The sequence below is a fragment of the Nostoc sp. LEGE 12447 genome, from assembly GCF_015206985.1.
Classification (GTDB): Bacteria; Cyanobacteriota; Cyanobacteriia; order Cyanobacteriales; family Nostocaceae; genus Nostoc.
On the sequence record NZ_JADEXT010000079.1, the window covers coordinates 1 to 16,422 of the forward strand.

Below are 16,422 nucleotides of genomic sequence, written 5' to 3' on the forward strand. Positions count from 1 at the left end.
AGTGATGAAAATTTACATACATCAGAAACAATTCGAGTCAAATTAAATAATTTAGGTTACAAGCTCAGAAGGGTAAAGAAAGTTCAACCTCAAAAAAAATCCCACAAACTGATGCCATCTTTGAGCATTTATACTTAGTTAATATTGATGCTTCGGAAGATAAAAGTATTTTACGTCTAAGCATGGACGCAAAAGCTCGCGTTAAGATTGGCTCATTTGATCGCGGGGGTAAAAGCCGGGACGGAGCGAAAGCTGACGACCATGATTATAACCCAAAAACAACTGTAACTCCTTACGGTATATTTCTTCCAGAGCTTGATGAGCTATTTTTATACTTTACAGAATCGAAAGTTACAAGCGATTTTGTTGTTGATATTTTAGAGGATTTTTGGTTAGAACAAAAGCATCGTTTTTCCGATATTCAAACCCTACTTCTCAATCAAGATAATGGGCCGCAGAATAGTTCACGGCGTACCCAATTTATGAAACGTATAGTAGAGTTTGCCCACAAACATCAAGTAAATATACGTTTAGCTTACTATCCGCCCTATCATAGTAAATATAATCCGATAGAAAGGACATGGGCAATACTAGAGAATCATTGGAATGGCAGCATTTTAGATGAAGTGGAGACGGCTTTAAAGTTTGCTAGTACTATGAAATGGAAAGGTTCTCATCCAGTAGTTAAACTAGTACATAAAACTTATGAGAATGGGGTAAAGCTTACAAAAAAAGCTATGGCTCAAATTGAAAAACAGATTGAGCGACTAACCGATTCTACTCATGAAGTTTTCCCAAATTTAGGTAATTGGTTTATTGATATTTGTTGTAGTAAAACAAAAGTTATTTGATTTTAATAACAGCATTTATTTAGCTACAAAATATACTAATTTTACACTGTTTAACTTCAAAGCAGACGACAAGTGTATAGATTCTTTATGCATAGATGAGGGTGAGAAAAGGGGTTGGCGAAGGCAACCCCTTTTCTCACCCCTTAAAATGATTATCATTCTTGATAAAACCTGTCTCTTGTTTTTCTTGGAATAATTTATTCTTTGGAAGTCCCCAAGTGCAGTACCTATAGGTAACTTAATAGCTGGCGCACTAGCAAGCAAAATTGGTAGTAGCAATACTGTCATCCTTGGTGCAAGTATTTGTATTGCAGGCTCAATTTTCTTTATGCAGCAAATCTCCACCTTCCGCGCGCGATCTGGTTCGTTTGAATCTATGTGCTAAAGGAGCTTAAAAGAAAAATAGCTTTGGCTATTAGAAAGAGTGCATAATCAGCCATAAAACCCAAAATTGGTAATAACAATGACTACTATAAATGACCCTACTGTTTTAGCTGAAGTAACGGATTTGTACCTCAAGTATGAAGAAGCGCTTTCTAATAACAATTTGGAGGTGATGGATAGCTTGTTTTGGGATGCGCCCGAAGTAGTACGGTTTGGCATCACAGAAAACCTCTATGGCAGCGATGAAATTCGTAACTTTCGCCAGAATCGACCAAACCCAAAAATAGAGCGAGAAATCTCGAATCTTAAGGTTGTAACCTTTGGGAAAGATGCAGCAACAGTGACTTTAGAGTTTCGCCGCAATATTAATGGTGTAGAGCGTTTCGGGCGACAAAGCCAGATTTGGTATAGGTTTACCGAAGGATGGAAGGTGGCTTCAGCCCATGTTTCATTATTGCCAGTGTAAGTTTCAAAACTATGACTAGCATTTTAGTTAGACATTAGCTGCCATAAAATATAGTGAGTGGCGATAATACTAGCTTCACCTGATTTCAAATCATTAAAAATAATTCCTCTATGGGAATTGTGTAAGATAATAAACTACGGTAAGCCGAGAGAATCTAGTGTTTTTATGGCTACCAAGTAGGATGCTGTGACATTCCACACTTTAAGAAAAATTAATTTCGCATTAACTGCGATAAGCCCTCCAATTAACCGTAGTATGTTGAGTACAGTCTTGAATAGCCAAAACTACGCTCTCTTGGATCTGTCTTCTAAAGTGGAATACGCGCTGCTGGCGCTTTTAGAACTGGCAAGCCACCACGGAAAAAAACTTCCTCTAACCATGAGCGAAATCATTGCCAAACAACGCATACCTGAACGCTATTTGGAACAAATTTTGACCAACCTCCGGCGGGCTGGTGTGGTACAGAGTCAACGCGGCTCTAAAGGAGGTTTTGTTTTAGCTCGTGAAGCTTGGCAGATTACACTGCTGGAAATTGTCACTTATGTTGAAGGCGAGCAGAAAGAGAAAGATACTTCTGACTCTCAGACTCTAGAAAAGACTCTGGTTTATGAAGTTTGGGAGCAAGCTAACGCTGCCTCAATTGAAGTTTTGGGTCGCTATACACTCCAAGACTTGTGCGATGAAAGAGAAACTCGCGCACAGCAAAGCCCGATGTATTATATTTAGACACGACGTAGTATTCACATGCGGATCGCTCAAGGCTGCCGTAAAGTACCACAGACTACTACAATGGCGGCGATCGCTTGTGTAAAAAATACAATCTTATTGCCCCAGCTATAAAACTTGATGTCATGGCAGGTTAATTTTGGGAACCATTGGTTCTTTCAGCACTCAAGTTATTACCCAATTCTCTAAAATTCGGCAACACATTCAAGCCCCAAAGCCTAAACTATATCTGATACATCTTCACTAATAACTCCTGGTTCGCCCATTTTTTTGGGAGATATAAAAAAGCTTGCTCAGGAGTAAAAGATTGACCACCAAGTTGAGTGTAAATAGTAGTCGGGAACCCAAGCGAAACAAGAATACGCTGCTGTAATGGTGAAAGAGCAGTCAAATAGGCATAACATTGAATATCCCTGTTTTGTCACTCTGGCAGTAGTATAATAAGGTACAAACGCTAGAACCAAGACACAGAGTATGGTACAGCCTCGTCCAGCCGCACCAACAGTAAAATTCGTGGACGAATATTGCCAATGGTATAAAAGCCTGTTTTCAGATGTTAGGAGCTTCGAGGCTTTTAAATACCTTCATGTAGGATGTATTTCTGAACTAAAACGGAAAACCTACCAGAAATAGCAAAAATTGTAGGATTGGATAATCAGTAAGGTTTGCATCATTTTTTAACTACATCACCGTGGAATGTAGAGAAGTTAAGAGCTTTGCGATTAGAGCTAATTTTACAAGTTCTAAAAGGTAGACCAATCATTCTAATTATTGATGAGACAGGAGATAAAAAGAAAGGGAATAAGACAGATTATGTGAAACGACAGTACATAGGTAATTTGGGTAAAGTAGAAAATGGAATTATAGCAGTCACGGCGTATGGTGTATTAACCTCACAAGTTCAATATTTATTTTCCTGTCTCACCCTGATTTCTACTTTTCCTCTGCCTAGAGTGACAAAACAGGGATATTCAATGTTATGCCTATTTGACTGCTCTTTCACTATTACAGCAGCGTATTCTTGTTTGGTTTGGGTTCCCGACTACTATTTACACTCAACTTGGTGGTCAATCTTTTACTCCTGAGTAGGCTTTTTTATATCTCCCAAAAAATGGGCGAACCGGGAGTTACTAAAGTTGTGGAAAGAGTAAATACTCCAGCTACTAATAAAATTAGAAAGTTGTGTTTTCTAGATATTACTACCATGATCTATTACCAATTTTCCGGGGTTTAAAATACAAGCTTTAATTAAAAAACTGATTTTGGAATGATGTAAAAGTTGAAAATGGGAAATTTTTTATTTTGCGGTTAGACTCTGTTTACTAACCCTCTCTTCTAAAAAAATCTACTGCAAGGCGATCGAGTTACAGTAGATTGTGATTGCACGGACTTTACGACAAGCTAATTTAAAAATCAAGCAGCGAGGATGACGGTGCTATTGATACAAGTGGTAAAAAGGAAGAAACAATAGGTGTAATACTAGCGATCGCAGCTTACACCAAACTAGTCTGGAAGAAGCGATTAGTAGGGCGTGCCAGTCCGAGATTTTCGCGCAACGTCTTACCCTCATACTCTTTGCGGAAAATACCACGCCGTTGAAGTTCTGGCACAACCTTATCTACAAAATCGTTCAAGCCTTCGGGAAGGAAAGGGAACATGATGTTGAAGCCGTCAGAACCTTCCTCAATCAGCCATTTCTCCATCTCATCAGCAATACTTTGGGGTGTGCCGACGAAGGACAGTCCGCCGTAACTGCCAATGCGTTGCGCCAGTTGTCGAATAGTCAAATTCTCACGTTGCGCTAAGGCTATTACTCTTTCTCGTGAAGAGTGACCAGCGTTAGTCGATGGGATTTCTGGCAAGGGGCCATCGGGATCAAAACCGGAAACGTCGTAGCCAATAGCACTATTTAGACTAGCGATCCCACTGTCATAATGTACTAGGCTATCTAAATGAAGACGCTTGGTATGTGCCTCGGCGACGGTTTCTCCCACGATGACTAAAGCACCTGGAAGGATTTTTATACTGTCTGGGTCACGGCCAATTGCCCGCGCCCGTCCCTTAATGTCTGCAAATAAAGCTTTGCCAGCTTCCAGATTACTAGCAGGTGCAAACACAGCCTCAGCGGTTTCGGCGGCTAATTGCCGCCCGGCTTCGGATGCGCCTGCCTGAACGATTACCGGCCAGCCTTGGACAGGTCTGGCGATGTTCAATGGCCCTCGCACCGAGAGATATTTTCCCTTGTGATTCAGAACGTGAAGCTTTGCAGGGTCGAAATAAATCCCTGCTTCCACATCCCGAATGAAGGCATCATCAGCGAAGGAATCCCAAAGACCTGTGACAACATCATAAAATTCTCTAGCCCGCCGATAGCGTTCGTCATGCTCTATCTCTTCTTCTAAACCAAAGTTGAGCGCTGCGTCTGGATTGGCTGTGGTGACGATGTTCCAGCCAGCGCGGCCGCCACTAATATGGTCGAGAGATGCGAAGCGACGAGCAATGTGGTAAGGCTGGTCATAAGTCGTGGAAGCGGTGGCTACCAGCCCGATGTTTTCGGTGACGCTGGCAAGGGCAGAAAGCAGGGTAAAAGGCTCGAAAGAGGTGACAGTATGGCTGCGCTTCAGTGCGTTGATTGGCATATTTAGCACCGCTAAGTGGTCAGCCATGAAGAATGCGTCAAACTTGCCTTGCTCTAGTTTCTGGATGAATCGTTTCAGCGCTGGGAAGTTAAAATTAGCGTCAGGCAAAGCCCCAGGATAGCGCCAAGCGCCTGTATGTATGCTGACCGGGCGCATGAATGCACCGAGTTTTAATTGCTTCGATCTGCTCATCTTAAATGGGTTATTAGTGAATACAAGTCTTTAAGTATGGGAAAGACAGCCTATGTAACGAGCAATCGCTTTTGCAACTCAAGAGTCGCTAGTCACGATCGCGATCGCAAAGCCGTCGTAACCTTTACTACCCACAGTTTGAATCTCTGTAGCACTCACACGCGGTTCTGCTGCCAGTAGCTCGTTAAAGCGGCGTATCCCCTGCACACTACTATCACTACTAGCAGCATCGACCACCGCCCCATTACGGACAACATTATCAGCAATAATCAAGCTACCACGACGGGAAAGCTTCAGCGCCCAAGCCAAGTAATCGGGATTGCTTGGCTTGTCAGCATCAATAAAGATTAGGTCAAATGGAGCGTGTCCTTCGGTGGCGATCTGTGGCAATGTATCCAGCGCCCGTCCGAGACGTATATCTACGAGGTTGGACAGACCAGCGTGTGCAATGTTACTACGGGCGATTTCAGCGTGCTTTGGGTTAGCCTCCAGCGAGATCAAGCGACCGTCAGCAGGTAGCGATCGCGCTAGCCAAATCGTGCTGTAACCGCCCAGTGTACCAATCTCTAGGATAGTGTGCGCCTTCTGGATTTGCGCTAATAGCAACAGCAGTTTGCCCTGATTGGGTGACACATTGTGCGGTGGTAGCCCTGCATCGGCAGCAGTTTGCAGCGCTGTATCCAGGGCGAGGTCGGGCTGAACAAACAAGTCGGTGATATAGCGATCGACCGCAGCCCAATTTTCTTGGGTCATATAGTAATTCTTTTTTGTAAATTTCCTTCGCGTTCTGCTTTGGAGTATGTCGAACGTATCTACATACTTCAGCCTCGATCTTTAGTCTTTCAATAAGGCTGAGGTATGTCCCCACTGTCCAGTAAAGACAAATTCTTTCAACAGCTTGCGGACACGGGGAGCCTGTTCGCGATCGCGTAGTCCATCAGGGAGGCTTTGGGGATCGCCAGGATAACCAACTGTCACCACAGTTGCAGGCTCATAGTCTTCTGGAATTTGGTATATTTCTCTCGCGGTATCTCCATTAAATCCCGCTATTTGATGGGCAAATAAACCTAGAGAAGTTGCCTGAAGGATCAGGTTTTCTAAAGCCAGTCCGACATCATGAAATGCGTGTCTGTTTGTTTTCCCGTCGTCAGTAAGGATTTTAGCGACTGCAAGTATCAGTACCGGAGCATTTTTCGCCCATCCTTGATTAAACTCAACCAAGGTACTAAGTAAACGATTGTATTCTGTTGAGTCATCTTTGGTGGCAACAATAAAGCTCCAAGGCTGATGATTGTAAGAAGAAGGTGCCCAACGAGCCGCTTCTAGCAATGAGAGTAGTTTATCCCGCTCAACTGAGCGATCGGCAAAAGCTCTAGGACTCCAACGACTCTGGATCAAGTCATGAACAGGGTATTGTGTTTGGGCAAGTTTCTGCGTCATTTTAATGAATTTCCTTATCAATACTCAGTAAGTTGTCAATTGAAGATAACTAGGATTAAGAAACGGAAACTTTTAGCCTTTTTTTAAAAAACTTAGCAAAGCTAACAATCTAGGCTTTTATTGATTTTTAGATGCAAATAGTGAGCCAGCATGAGCAATCCGGCATTGCAGGAGAGAAACAACTTTGTTGATTAATTGTATAATACGGTAAATTTATCGATTTGTAGTACTATGTTTTCAGTGGCGATCGCTTCCTTTGATATATTGCTTGCATTTCTCCATGCCCATTGACTATTTAGCGTGAAGGATTAACCCGTGGTCAAACTAATTTTACCGATAGAACTTACTGCCGAGATTGAGCCACACTTACCATCGGATACAAAATTTGTGCGGGTAGATAGTGATGGTAATTTTGATGGTGATGCTAGTGATGCGGAAATTTATCTAAATGGGTTCAAATTAAAGCCAGCCACTCTACATAAGGTGCTGGCAGAGGCTCCTGGAATACGTTGGCAACACACTCCTAGTGCTGGTGTAAATCATATTTTGACACCGATTTTTCTGGAACACGATATTACTCTGACTAATGGTGCGGGGGTTCATGCAATTCCGATTTCGGAATTTGTCTTAAGTTTGATCCTCTATCACGCCAAACAGTTACGGCAATTGCAAACTGCTCACGACCAACGTACTTGGCGAAAAAGCTGGTTAGTGCTGCCAGAGTTGGCAAATTCAACTGTATTAATTCTTGGGACTGGAAACATAGGCCAGGCGATGCCTTCGGCGGGCTACGCCAACGCAGATCGTATTAAACCATTTGGGGCGAGAGTTTGGGGTGGTCGTCGTCGTCCTGAACCTTTACCAAATTTTGATAAAATCGTCGGCACAAATGAATGGCACGCATTGTTGCCAGAAGTTGACTATATAATTGTGGCGACACCTCTAACACCAGAAACCAAAGCTTTAATTGATGAAGTTGTACTGCGATCGCTACCCAGTCATGCTTATTTAATAAATGTCGGTCGCGGTGCAGTTGTAGATGAATCAGCATTAACTAAGGCTCTCACTAAAGGCTGGATTGCAGGTGCAGGATTAGACACAGTTTCTATTGAACCACTACCGCCAGAAAGTCCTCTATGGTCGTTGCCTAACCTCTTTATTACACCCCATACTTCCGCAATTTCCCCAGCATTAAAAGGACGTATTGCAAACTTGTTCCTTGATAACTTAGAGCGTTACCGAGGCAATAAGCCTTTACGAAATGTAGTCAATAAGGAAGCAGGCTACTAAACAAATTTATACAGCGATGACATGAATACAAAAACTTTTCAAGCCTTGGCAGCACAGAGTGTAATTACCACTGATGTCTTAGTTCTGGGTGGCGGGCCGGCTGGCACTTGGGCAGCACTTTCAGCAGCAAAGCAAGGTGCCCGTGTCGTCCTAGCGGATAAGGGGTATTGCGGTACATCAGGGGCAACAGCACCATCCAATACTGGCGCATGGTATCTTCCCAAAGGCGCAGAACGTGATGCAGAAATTGAGCGTCGCCTGTCTCGCTCATCAGGACTTGCCGATCGCCGTTGGTTGCAGCGTGTAATTGAGCAGGCACAAATAGGTTTAGATGATTTAGGGGATAACGGCTATCCTTTTCCTTTTGATGAGCAGGGCAATCCCTACCGTGCTAACTTGCGCGGCCCAGATTATATGCGCTTCATGCGCCAAAGAGCGGGAGCAGCTGGTGTACACATTCTTGACCATCATCCCGCACTCGAACTACTTTGGGCCGATGGTGCGATCGCAGGTGCGACAGGTATTCATCCGCGCAGTGGGAATCGCTGGGAAGTCAGAGCAGGTGCGGTTGTGCTGGCAACTGGCGGATGCGCTTTTCTGTCTCATGCACTAGGTTGCGATGGTAATACTGGTGATGGTTATCTCATGGCAGCAGAGGCAGGAGTCAGGCTATCTGGAATGGAATTTTCCTCGCAATATGGCTTGTCACCTGCTCATACTTCTGTGACTAAGGGATTGACCTTTACCTTCGCCAGTTTTTATCTGGAGGATGGCTCTCCCTTACCGGAAACTGGGGAAGATCGAGCTGTACGTATTGCACGCCAGTTGCTTGCGGGTGAAAAAGTGTATGCCCTGATGAATCGCGGCAACCCTATCGAACATGAATGGTTGCGCCAGGGTCAACCTAACTGCTTTCTACCATTTGAGAGGATTGGTTTAGATCCATTCCAGCAACCCTTCCCAGTAACGCTACGCTCCGAAGGAACTGTTCGCGGCGTAGGTGGACTGGAAATCATCAACAATGATTGCGCGACAAAAGTGCCGGGACTTTATGCCGCCGGTGATGCAGCCTCTCGGGAAAATCTTACAGGGGCAGTTTCAGGAGGGGGAAGCCCTAATGCATCCTGGGCGATCGCTAGTGGGACTTGGAGTGGCCGCGCAGCAGCACTTTTTGCTGCCTCTTTAGGCGAGAAAGCCGAGACACGCTTGGTTCGTGGTTTAGGTCAAGCAGGTTTGCGTCCCCGTAAACAGCCGCTAGAGGATGAGCTAATATCGGAAGCGATTAGTGCTGTTCAGGCTGAAACTTTGCCGCTTGATGTTAATTTCTTTCGTTCTGGAGCGAGGATAGCGCTGTCACGTCAACGTTTGGATGCAGTATGGGCAGATATTAGCGATTATCTAGTAGGTGAAGGTCGCAATGCTCTACGCGCACGGGAAGCTGCGGCGATGGCGGCCACCGCTCGCTGGATCTGGGCGAGTGCGGATGCACGTAAAGAAAGTAGAGGAATGCACCGACGCACAGATTTTACAAAAACTGACGTGCAACAAACAAGAAGAATATTTACCAGTGGTATCGATAATGTTGTGGTTGTCGCCGCAGAAAATCAGTTGCAAGAGGTAGCGTAATGATTGAAATTGTTGATAGCGATCGCTGTATCGGCTGTGATATCTGCGTAAAAGTTTGTCCGCGCGATGTTTTTGATTCTGGAGACGATGGAATAGCTGTAATTGCTCGTAAATCAGATTGTCAGACTTGTTTTTTGTGCGAGTTGTATTGCCCTGTTGATGCGCTCTATGTGTCGCCTTATGCCGAACTGGACGATGAGGTTGATACAGAACAGTTAATTACCCAAAACTTGCTGGGTAGTTACACCCGTAACATGGGTTGGCATCATGGCAAAATGGGAGGGACTGACAAAGATCCAACTCAACAACTTAGAATTTTGAACAGGGTAAGGCAGGATAATGCAAAATTGAATCAAACATAAGCAGCAGCATTTTAACCTCTTTCGCGGAATTCCCCACAAAGTTTACGTGATGGCGAACTTTAGGCAAAAAGAGGTGAAATCAAGGTTTTTAACCCGCGTAGGCGGGTTTTGCCTTGACTTCCAGTCGCCTGGTGCAAGATTACTCTATGGGCGAATGGCACTAAGAAAACCTGAAACCTTTGTCTGAGAGAGGTGTGGGAGGATGAAGAAGAAATCTGGCTCCCCACACTCCCCACACCTCCCACACTCAAAAGCCAGTTAAATCACGGGTTTGCGTTTATCTTAGTGCCATTCTTCTATGGGCGATTTCCAGAGGGATGTTGATGCCCTAAGATGGGATGGGGTGTATAAGGTTCTTCTAAAAATTTACGCTCTTCATCAGAAAGCTCTAAATCCACTGCTTCGACAGCCTCTTTAAGATGTTCGATCTTACTAGCACCAATTATGGGAGATGTCACACCTGGTTGATGCAATAGCCAAGCTAGGGCAATTTGTGTGGGTTTCACACCCCGTTTTCCGGCTAATTCAACTACGCGATCGACTACTTTAAAATCTGAATCTTGATAGTAGAGATTGTGAGCAAATTCATCAGTTTTTGCCCGCAGTGTTTGGCCATGGTCTGACTTACTGCGATTCCCTGCTAAAAAGCCCCGCGCCAAGGGACTCCAAGGAATAATACCAATCCCTTGATCTAGGGCTAAGGGTATCACTTCTCGTTCTTCTTCTCGATAGACTAGGTTGTAGTGATTTTGAATTGATACAAAACGAGTCCAGCCGTGAATGTCTGCTGTATAAAGAGCTTTAGCAAACTGCCATGCGTAAACACTAGAAATTCCTAAGTAACGTACTTTACCTGCTTTGACAATATCATGCAGTGCTTCTAGGGTTTCTTCAATTGGTGTTTCATAGTCCCAACGGTGAATTTGGTACAAGTCTACATAATCAGTCTGTAGCCGCCGCAAAGAAGTATCAATGCTGTCAAAAATATGTTTGCGAGATAGTCCTCGATCATTAGGCCCATCGCCGACTTTGCCATGTACTTTAGTAGCAATCACAACTTGATCTCGTTTAGCAAAGTCTTTCAGCGCTCGTCCGACAATTTCTTCACTAGCACCCAAGGAATAGACATCGGCGGTATCAAAGAAATTAATCCCCAATTCCAAAGCCAGTTTGATAAATGGACGACTTTCTTCTTCTTCTAATACCCATTCGCGCAATTTACGCGAACCATAAGTCATCGTGCCTAGTGTAATACGAGATACTTTTAGTCCAGTTTTGCCAAGATTTACATATTTCGTCATACGGTTTGCTCTACTTTTTGTTGGGATGCTTAATGGTTGTAATATTTCTATAGTCTTTTGACATTGATTTGCCTAGAGTATTGCAGATCTATGAGTATTACTTTGCAAAAGCTAGGATATAAAATACTATATATCAATCGACTTGCCGGAGTTAGCAGCTATAATATTAAGAATTGCATATAAATTAGAAATATGGAATAGGAAATCAGGAAATGTTTGGCAGAGGGGGCTGTTGGTAAAATCTCTCGGATCTGCAAAGAGATCGCCACCGTCAATCCAACTAGGGCTGCGGCTAAAGCTCATAGTTCAAATAGTGTATACTTTTCAAATTTAAAGAATTTTTTTTAATATAGTTCTCTTTATCGATAGATTTATAGTATTTTCAAATAATTAAGGCTATAATTCCCTAAACAAATTATTACTTTAGTTAAATTAAATACCTTAAATACTATTATTAAAAAATAGTTTTCTTAGCTTGGATAATAAAAGATAACAGAAGGTACATAGAAAATATATGTGTAAATTATTCTGTTTAATTATCTAATAATTTATATTCTAAAAATCTCAAAACAATACTTGATTTCACAAATTATTAGTTATACTAATATTTAGTTAAGCTAACACTAGCAAAAGAATTTTAGTGTTTATCGTCTGAGTGAGTTACATCTCGTTGCGGTGAGGGGCTACAGGCGAAGATGTAACTCATGCGAGGGCTGCCATAACAAGCCTTTCTAAAAATACAGGATGCATCAGAGGAGTTGCTTGTTTTATCTGAAATGCTAGTGCATCAATTGCTGTTTTTTGTAATTTCTCAGAAATCAGTCTCAATAAACTTTGTCTACCAGAGCATCTATAAAGACGAGTGGAGACTAGGCAGCAAAATTGGTAAGTAAGAAAAATAGGAGATAGAGAGAAAATAATACTCCTAACTCCTCATTTTTGCCTGTATTGTATTTATTTTTAGCACGAGGAAAAGCATGAAAAACACTCAAGTAACAATTAACGAACTACTTAGTGAAACACCTTGCAAATCTAACCAGAAAAAATTTACTGGTCAGAAAAAACTCACTTGCACAAAACCACCACAACCAGGTTCAACCCAAGGAAATTGCCCTTTTGATGGAGCGATGGTTTCTGTCGGAGCTATTACTGATGCCGTTCATTTAGTACATGGTGCTGTTTCTTGTACTCACAATCCTTGGGCAACTCATGGCAGCCTATCATCAGGCTCACAATTATACCAAACTGCTTTTACTACTGACTTTAGTGAAGGTAATATCGTTTTTGGTGGAGAAAAGAAACTGTACAAAGCGATTGTGGATGTTGCTCAACGCTATCATCCTGCCGCTATTTTTGTTTATGCTACTTGTCTGTCTGCTTTGATTGGTGATGATATTGATAGTGTTTGCCAACTTGCTACACAACAAGTTAATATCCCAGTTATCTATGTAAATGCGCCTGGATTTCTTGGTAGTAAAAATTTAGGGAATCGCATCGGTAATGAAACTTTATTGAATGCTGTCATTGGTACAGCCGAACCTGAATTTACTACACCATTCGATATTAATATTGTTGGTGACTATAATGTTGCCGGTGAAACGTGGAATATCTTACCATTATTCCAAAAAATGGGGATTCGCGTTCTTTCTAAAATTACAGGCGATGCTCGTTATCAAGAAGTTTGCTATGCTCATCGCGCCAAATTAAATGTAGTGCTTTGCTCAAATGTAGCTATACAAATGGCTCAAACTATGGCGGAACGCTATGGAATTCCTTATATTGAAGAATCGTTCTATGGTGCGACCAACTTAAACGATTGCTTGCGAAATATTGCGACAAAATTAAGTATATCCTTGGGAGATAGTGTTATAGCCTGTGAACTGCAAGAACGTACAGAAAAGTTAATTGCTCAAGAAAATGCTGCTCTAGATATTGCTTTAGCTCGTTACCTTGCTGATTTAAAAGGTAAGCGGATTATTCTTTCTACTGGTGGTGTGAAAAGTTGGTCGCTTATTTTAGCAGCCCAAGATTTGGGAATGGAAGTTATTGCAGCTACAGATGGCAAAACAACAGAAGAGGAGAAAGCTAAAATTAAACAATATCTTGGTGCAGATGCAATGCTTTTGTCTGATACAACTCCGCAGGCTTTATTAAAGGTATTACACCAAACAAAAGCTGATATATTGATTACTGGGGCTGGCAATAAATATACAGCACTCAAAACGGGAATTCCTTTTTTAGACATTAACCATGAACGTCACCATGCTTACGCTGGTTATGCAGGTTTGGTAGTACTAGCACGCGAACTACATGAAGCCTTGTATAGTCCTATATGGGAGCAACTTAGCAAACCTGCTCCTTGGGATGAAAAAATTAGCTATCAGCTATAGGCGCAACTTTCTTCTGCCAAGTTGATGTAATTGATCGTCTTCCACTACACTTTTAAAGTATGGTGGAAGATGCTTATTTTCCAAATGTCTGCTTTGTTGTACAAAGAGAAGCGACTTGTTCACCGAGCAATCCAACGGCTTACTGCTGGCAATTGTGCAGAGAACCAGAGCGCACCTAAAATAATCAGACTACCACAGACAATCAAGGCATTAGTCGCACCAAAATTATCTGCCAAAGTCCCAGCTAACAAATTTCCAAAGGGCATTGTACCCACCATTGCTAGGGCATAAAAACTCATTACCCGTCCGCGCTTATCCTCGGTAACTAGGGTTTGAATAATCATATTACTACTGGTAATGTTGAGGATAGAAAAGCAGCCTACAAATACCAGAATAATTATAGATAGCCAAACTTGACGCGAGAGTGAAAAGAATATCAAACTCATCCCAATCAAAACTTGAGCAACTACAATCAAACGCTCTAAGCCTACAATCCCTCGTCTGACACTTAGATACAAACAAGCAAACAACGAGCCAATCGGTGCTGAAGTACTGAGGTGAGCCATTGTTGTTGCGTTCCCATTGAGAATCTTTGCTGCAAAAACAGGCATGAGCGCGACATGAGACATCCCGACGAAACCATGTAACGCTAGCATTAATAAAATTACTTTAATCGGCTGGAATTTCCAGACATATTCAAAGCCCTCCCGCAATTTCTCCAAAGTATCGCTAATGCCCGTAAGGGGTTGCATCTGTCTGGCTGGCAGCCGCATCGCTAGCAAGGTAAATATCGCAGGAATATAGCTGAGGGTATCGTAAAGAAAACAATATTTTACCCCTAGTGTCGCAATCAAAATCCCGCCCATAGCAGGACCCACGACGAGAGAGGAACTTAACATTACTGAATTCAAAGCGATCGCATTACTCCAATCGGCGCGATCGTCTACGGTTTCGGTGACGATTGTATGGCGCACGGGCATATCTAATCCCTTGAGCAAACCATTGAAAGCACTCAGTACCAAGAGGATAGGAAAGGTAATCCAATTGGTAAAGGTGAGAATCGTTAAAGCCAGAGAAACGCTAATTCCCAATATCTGTACCACCATTAACAAGTCACGACGACTCCAGCGATCGGACAATATGCCCGAAAAGGGAATCACTAATAACGTAGGTAAAAATTGTACAAACCCTGCAACTCCCAACAACCAAGGCGATTGAGTCAAATCGTATACCAGCCAAGGAATAGTTAACTGCTGGGTCATAAATGTTCCAGACATTGATAGTAACTGTCCCCCGAAAAACAGGCGAAAGTTACGCCAGCGAAAGGCGGGTAAATGGTGGTACGTGATATTATTGATGCTTTTCCCTAGTTGTCTATGCCAAATTTTCATGAGGAAAATTTTATCATGGTTTACTAATAATTAGATTAACTAAGAATTATCAAATAATCGCGTAGTTTACTACCCAGGCATCGCTGATCTGTCTGAGCTAAGGCTTTTGCACATTGACATCGAATCACTATAGAAGAGGATTTATCTGAAAAACATAGGAAATTACTATTTAGCAACTGCATACTACGTTAAATCTATCGGAATAGTGTATGATAATTTCAGTTATACTCCCAGCATTGGAATGTTGCTATCAGAGTATCGGCAAAATTCCCAAGGAAATAGGCGAGTGTGAACACCTCCCGACAGATAAAACTCTGGAGAATCCTAATGGGCTACAAACATATAGAAGTTAAACAGGTAGCTGGTTTCATCGGTGCAGAAATCGGCGGCGTAGACCTTTCGCGCTCTCTTTCTGAGGATCAAGTCCAAGAAATTCGCAAAGCGCTATTGAAGTGGAAAGTTGTGTTCTTCCGCGATCAAAACATCGATCATGCTGCCCAGGTCGAGTTCACATCTCGTTTTGGCGAAGTGACTTTCGCCCATCCCTTGGGAGAGCCTGAACCAGTTCCGGGATTTCCCCAGATCAAACCTGTAGACCGAATGGCACTAAGAAAAGCTCTAAGCTATGCGGAATAGGCACTACAGATTTTAAAGCTATTGAACAGTGAAGGTTCAGGGATGGGATAGGCAATTGTCCTTGATGTAATACTGCGTAGTTTACCGCCGCAGGCATCGCCATTGAGAAGAGTGGGTACGCCATCGCTGTGCCTGACAAAGACAGTGGAGTTAGATGTACTGATTGTCCAAAAAATTTTTTTAGGTAGGAAAAGCTTACTCGTTCATGAAATACTTTCCTTGATACGAGCAAGCCAACATCATAAATACTACTGTGACACTACGAGTACAAATTCTCAAGGATAAATTTAGTCAAAGTTTGGGGCTACCTTTTAAAGAACTATTACCAGAGTCTGTGATAAGACTTGCAATCTCAGAGCTAAAAATTAAATATAAAAAGCGGTTATTTGACCCATTAATAACTTTATGGGCATTTTTATCACAAGTGCTGGATACTGATAAAACTTGTAATAATGCTGTGAGTAAAATAATTGCACATCTAGCTGGTGAAGAAGTAGAAGTCCCTTCTCTTCGAGACGCTCCGCGAACAACAGATACGAGTGGTTACTGCCAAGCTAGGGCGAGACTTCCAGAGAAATTATTAGAAAAACTTTTCAATTCTTCGGCACAAAACCTAGAAGCGAAAGTGACCCAAGAACATTTATGGTGTGGTCGTAATGTAAAAGTAATAGATGGTTCAACTGTCTCCATGCCAGATACCGTAGAGAACCAAAAACAATACCCTCAAC

At 42.5% G+C, this 16,422-nt stretch carries 13 protein-coding genes and 3 pseudogenes; 10 read left to right on the forward strand and 6 right to left on the reverse strand.

The window, feature by feature from the left end; all coding sequences use genetic code 11:
- The 4 genes and pseudogenes from IQ274_RS34560 to IQ274_RS34575 form a co-directional block, all read left to right on the forward strand.
- Positions 1–851 (forward strand): annotated as a pseudogene (locus tag IQ274_RS34560) (ISAzo13 family transposase); the annotation flags it as partial.
- A 463-nt stretch (positions 852–1,314) separates the two neighbouring features.
- Positions 1,315–1,701, forward strand: a complete 387-nt coding sequence (gene hpxZ / locus IQ274_RS34565; RefSeq protein WP_194145012.1) for an oxalurate catabolism protein HpxZ — start codon at positions 1,315–1,317, stop codon at positions 1,699–1,701.
- Positions 1,702–1,956: 255 nt separating this feature from the next.
- The gene (locus IQ274_RS34570) at positions 1,957–2,427 is read left to right on the forward strand and encodes an RrF2 family transcriptional regulator (RefSeq protein ID WP_194145013.1); all 471 of its coding nucleotides are present in this window, start codon (positions 1,957–1,959) and stop codon (positions 2,425–2,427) included.
- 474 nt (positions 2,428–2,901) lie between these two features.
- Positions 2,902–3,314 (forward strand): annotated as a pseudogene (locus IQ274_RS34575) (transposase); the annotation flags it as partial.
- A gap of 606 nt (positions 3,315–3,920) precedes the next feature.
- Here IQ274_RS34575 and IQ274_RS34580 read toward each other — a convergent pair.
- From IQ274_RS34580 to IQ274_RS34590, 3 genes are all read right to left on the reverse strand, one after another.
- Complete coding sequence (locus tag IQ274_RS34580) at positions 3,921–5,258, reverse strand: LLM class flavin-dependent oxidoreductase (protein ID WP_194145014.1); 1,338 nt, start codon at positions 5,256–5,258, stop codon at positions 3,921–3,923.
- A 78-nt stretch (positions 5,259–5,336) separates the two neighbouring features.
- Positions 5,337–6,011: an O-methyltransferase gene (locus tag IQ274_RS34585; protein ID WP_194145015.1), complete on the reverse strand. Its 675-nt coding sequence runs from the start codon at positions 6,009–6,011 to the stop codon at positions 5,337–5,339.
- Positions 6,012–6,092: 81 nt separating this feature from the next.
- Positions 6,093–6,698: a nitroreductase family protein gene (locus IQ274_RS34590; protein ID WP_194145016.1), complete on the reverse strand. Its 606-nt coding sequence runs from the start codon at positions 6,696–6,698 to the stop codon at positions 6,093–6,095.
- A gap of 315 nt (positions 6,699–7,013) precedes the next feature.
- Here IQ274_RS34590 and IQ274_RS34595 point away from each other — a divergent pair, with 315 nt between their 5' ends.
- The 3 genes from IQ274_RS34595 to IQ274_RS34605 are packed head-to-tail and all read left to right on the forward strand — an operon-like array spanning position 7,014 to position 9,976.
- Positions 7,014–7,988, forward strand: coding sequence for a D-2-hydroxyacid dehydrogenase (locus IQ274_RS34595; RefSeq protein ID WP_194145017.1), 975 nt, complete (start codon positions 7,014–7,016; stop codon positions 7,986–7,988).
- A gap of 21 nt (positions 7,989–8,009) precedes the next feature.
- Complete coding sequence (locus IQ274_RS34600) at positions 8,010–9,614, forward strand: FAD-dependent oxidoreductase (RefSeq protein ID WP_194145018.1); 1,605 nt, start codon at positions 8,010–8,012, stop codon at positions 9,612–9,614.
- Positions 9,614–9,976: a 4Fe-4S dicluster domain-containing protein gene (locus tag IQ274_RS34605; RefSeq protein WP_194145019.1), complete on the forward strand. Its 363-nt coding sequence runs from the start codon at positions 9,614–9,616 to the stop codon at positions 9,974–9,976. Before IQ274_RS34600 ends, IQ274_RS34605 begins: the two co-directional genes overlap by 1 nt.
- 296 nt (positions 9,977–10,272) lie before the next feature.
- Here the strand turns inward: IQ274_RS34605 and IQ274_RS34610 are convergent, their stop codons facing one another.
- Entirely contained in the window at positions 10,273–11,277 is a 1,005-nt protein-coding gene (locus tag IQ274_RS34610) for an aldo/keto reductase (RefSeq protein ID WP_194145020.1), read from the reverse strand.
- Between the two features lie 126 nt (positions 11,278–11,403).
- Complete coding sequence (locus IQ274_RS34615; protein WP_194145021.1) at positions 11,404–11,580, reverse strand: hypothetical protein; 177 nt, start codon at positions 11,578–11,580, stop codon at positions 11,404–11,406.
- 674 nt (positions 11,581–12,254) lie between these two features.
- On the opposite strand from IQ274_RS34615, the gene nifE reads away from it, so the two are divergent.
- Positions 12,255–13,667 carry a nitrogenase iron-molybdenum cofactor biosynthesis protein NifE gene (nifE, locus tag IQ274_RS34620; protein ID WP_194145022.1) on the forward strand — a complete coding sequence of 471 codons (1,413 nt, stop codon included), beginning with the start codon at positions 12,255–12,257 and terminating at the stop codon, positions 13,665–13,667.
- 119 nt (positions 13,668–13,786) lie between these two features.
- Here the strand turns inward: nifE and IQ274_RS34625 are convergent, their stop codons facing one another.
- Positions 13,787–15,058 carry an MFS transporter gene (locus IQ274_RS34625; RefSeq protein ID WP_194145023.1) on the reverse strand — a complete coding sequence of 424 codons (1,272 nt, stop codon included), beginning with the start codon at positions 15,056–15,058 and terminating at the stop codon, positions 13,787–13,789.
- 327 nt (positions 15,059–15,385) lie between these two features.
- Here IQ274_RS34625 and IQ274_RS34630 point away from each other — a divergent pair, with 327 nt between their 5' ends.
- Together IQ274_RS34630 and IQ274_RS34635 are read left to right on the forward strand one after the other, a co-directional pair.
- On the forward strand, positions 15,386–15,694 hold the full coding sequence (locus tag IQ274_RS34630) for a TauD/TfdA dioxygenase family protein (protein WP_228058594.1): 309 nt from the start codon (positions 15,386–15,388) through the stop codon (positions 15,692–15,694).
- A gap of 253 nt (positions 15,695–15,947) precedes the next feature.
- Positions 15,948–16,422: pseudogene (locus tag IQ274_RS34635) on the forward strand (IS4 family transposase); the annotation flags it as partial.

Excerpts from the sequence above, each read along its gene's own strand:
- hpxZ (WP_194145012.1), top strand. The coding sequence starts at position 1,315 with ATGACTACTATAAATGACCCTACTGTTTTAGCTGAAGTAACGGATTTG.
- IQ274_RS34570 (WP_194145013.1), top strand. The coding sequence starts at position 1,957 with ATGTTGAGTACAGTCTTGAATAGCCAAAACTACGCTCTCTTGGATCTG.
- IQ274_RS34580 (WP_194145014.1), bottom strand. The coding sequence starts at position 5,258 with ATGAGCAGATCGAAGCAATTAAAACTCGGTGCATTCATGCGCCCGGTC.
- IQ274_RS34585 (WP_194145015.1), bottom strand. The coding sequence starts at position 6,011 with ATGACCCAAGAAAATTGGGCTGCGGTCGATCGCTATATCACCGACTTG.
- IQ274_RS34590 (WP_194145016.1), bottom strand. The coding sequence starts at position 6,698 with ATGACGCAGAAACTTGCCCAAACACAATACCCTGTTCATGACTTGATC.
- IQ274_RS34600 (WP_194145018.1), top strand. The coding sequence starts at position 8,010 with ATGAATACAAAAACTTTTCAAGCCTTGGCAGCACAGAGTGTAATTACC.
- IQ274_RS34605 (WP_194145019.1), top strand. The coding sequence starts at position 9,614 with ATGATTGAAATTGTTGATAGCGATCGCTGTATCGGCTGTGATATCTGC.
- IQ274_RS34610 (WP_194145020.1), bottom strand. The coding sequence starts at position 11,277 with ATGACGAAATATGTAAATCTTGGCAAAACTGGACTAAAAGTATCTCGT.
- IQ274_RS34615 (WP_194145021.1), bottom strand. The coding sequence starts at position 11,580 with ATGAGCTTTAGCCGCAGCCCTAGTTGGATTGACGGTGGCGATCTCTTT.
- nifE (WP_194145022.1), top strand. The coding sequence starts at position 12,255 with ATGAAAAACACTCAAGTAACAATTAACGAACTACTTAGTGAAACACCT.
- IQ274_RS34625 (WP_194145023.1), bottom strand. The coding sequence starts at position 15,058 with ATGAAAATTTGGCATAGACAACTAGGGAAAAGCATCAATAATATCACG.
- IQ274_RS34630 (WP_228058594.1), top strand. The coding sequence starts at position 15,386 with ATGGGCTACAAACATATAGAAGTTAAACAGGTAGCTGGTTTCATCGGT.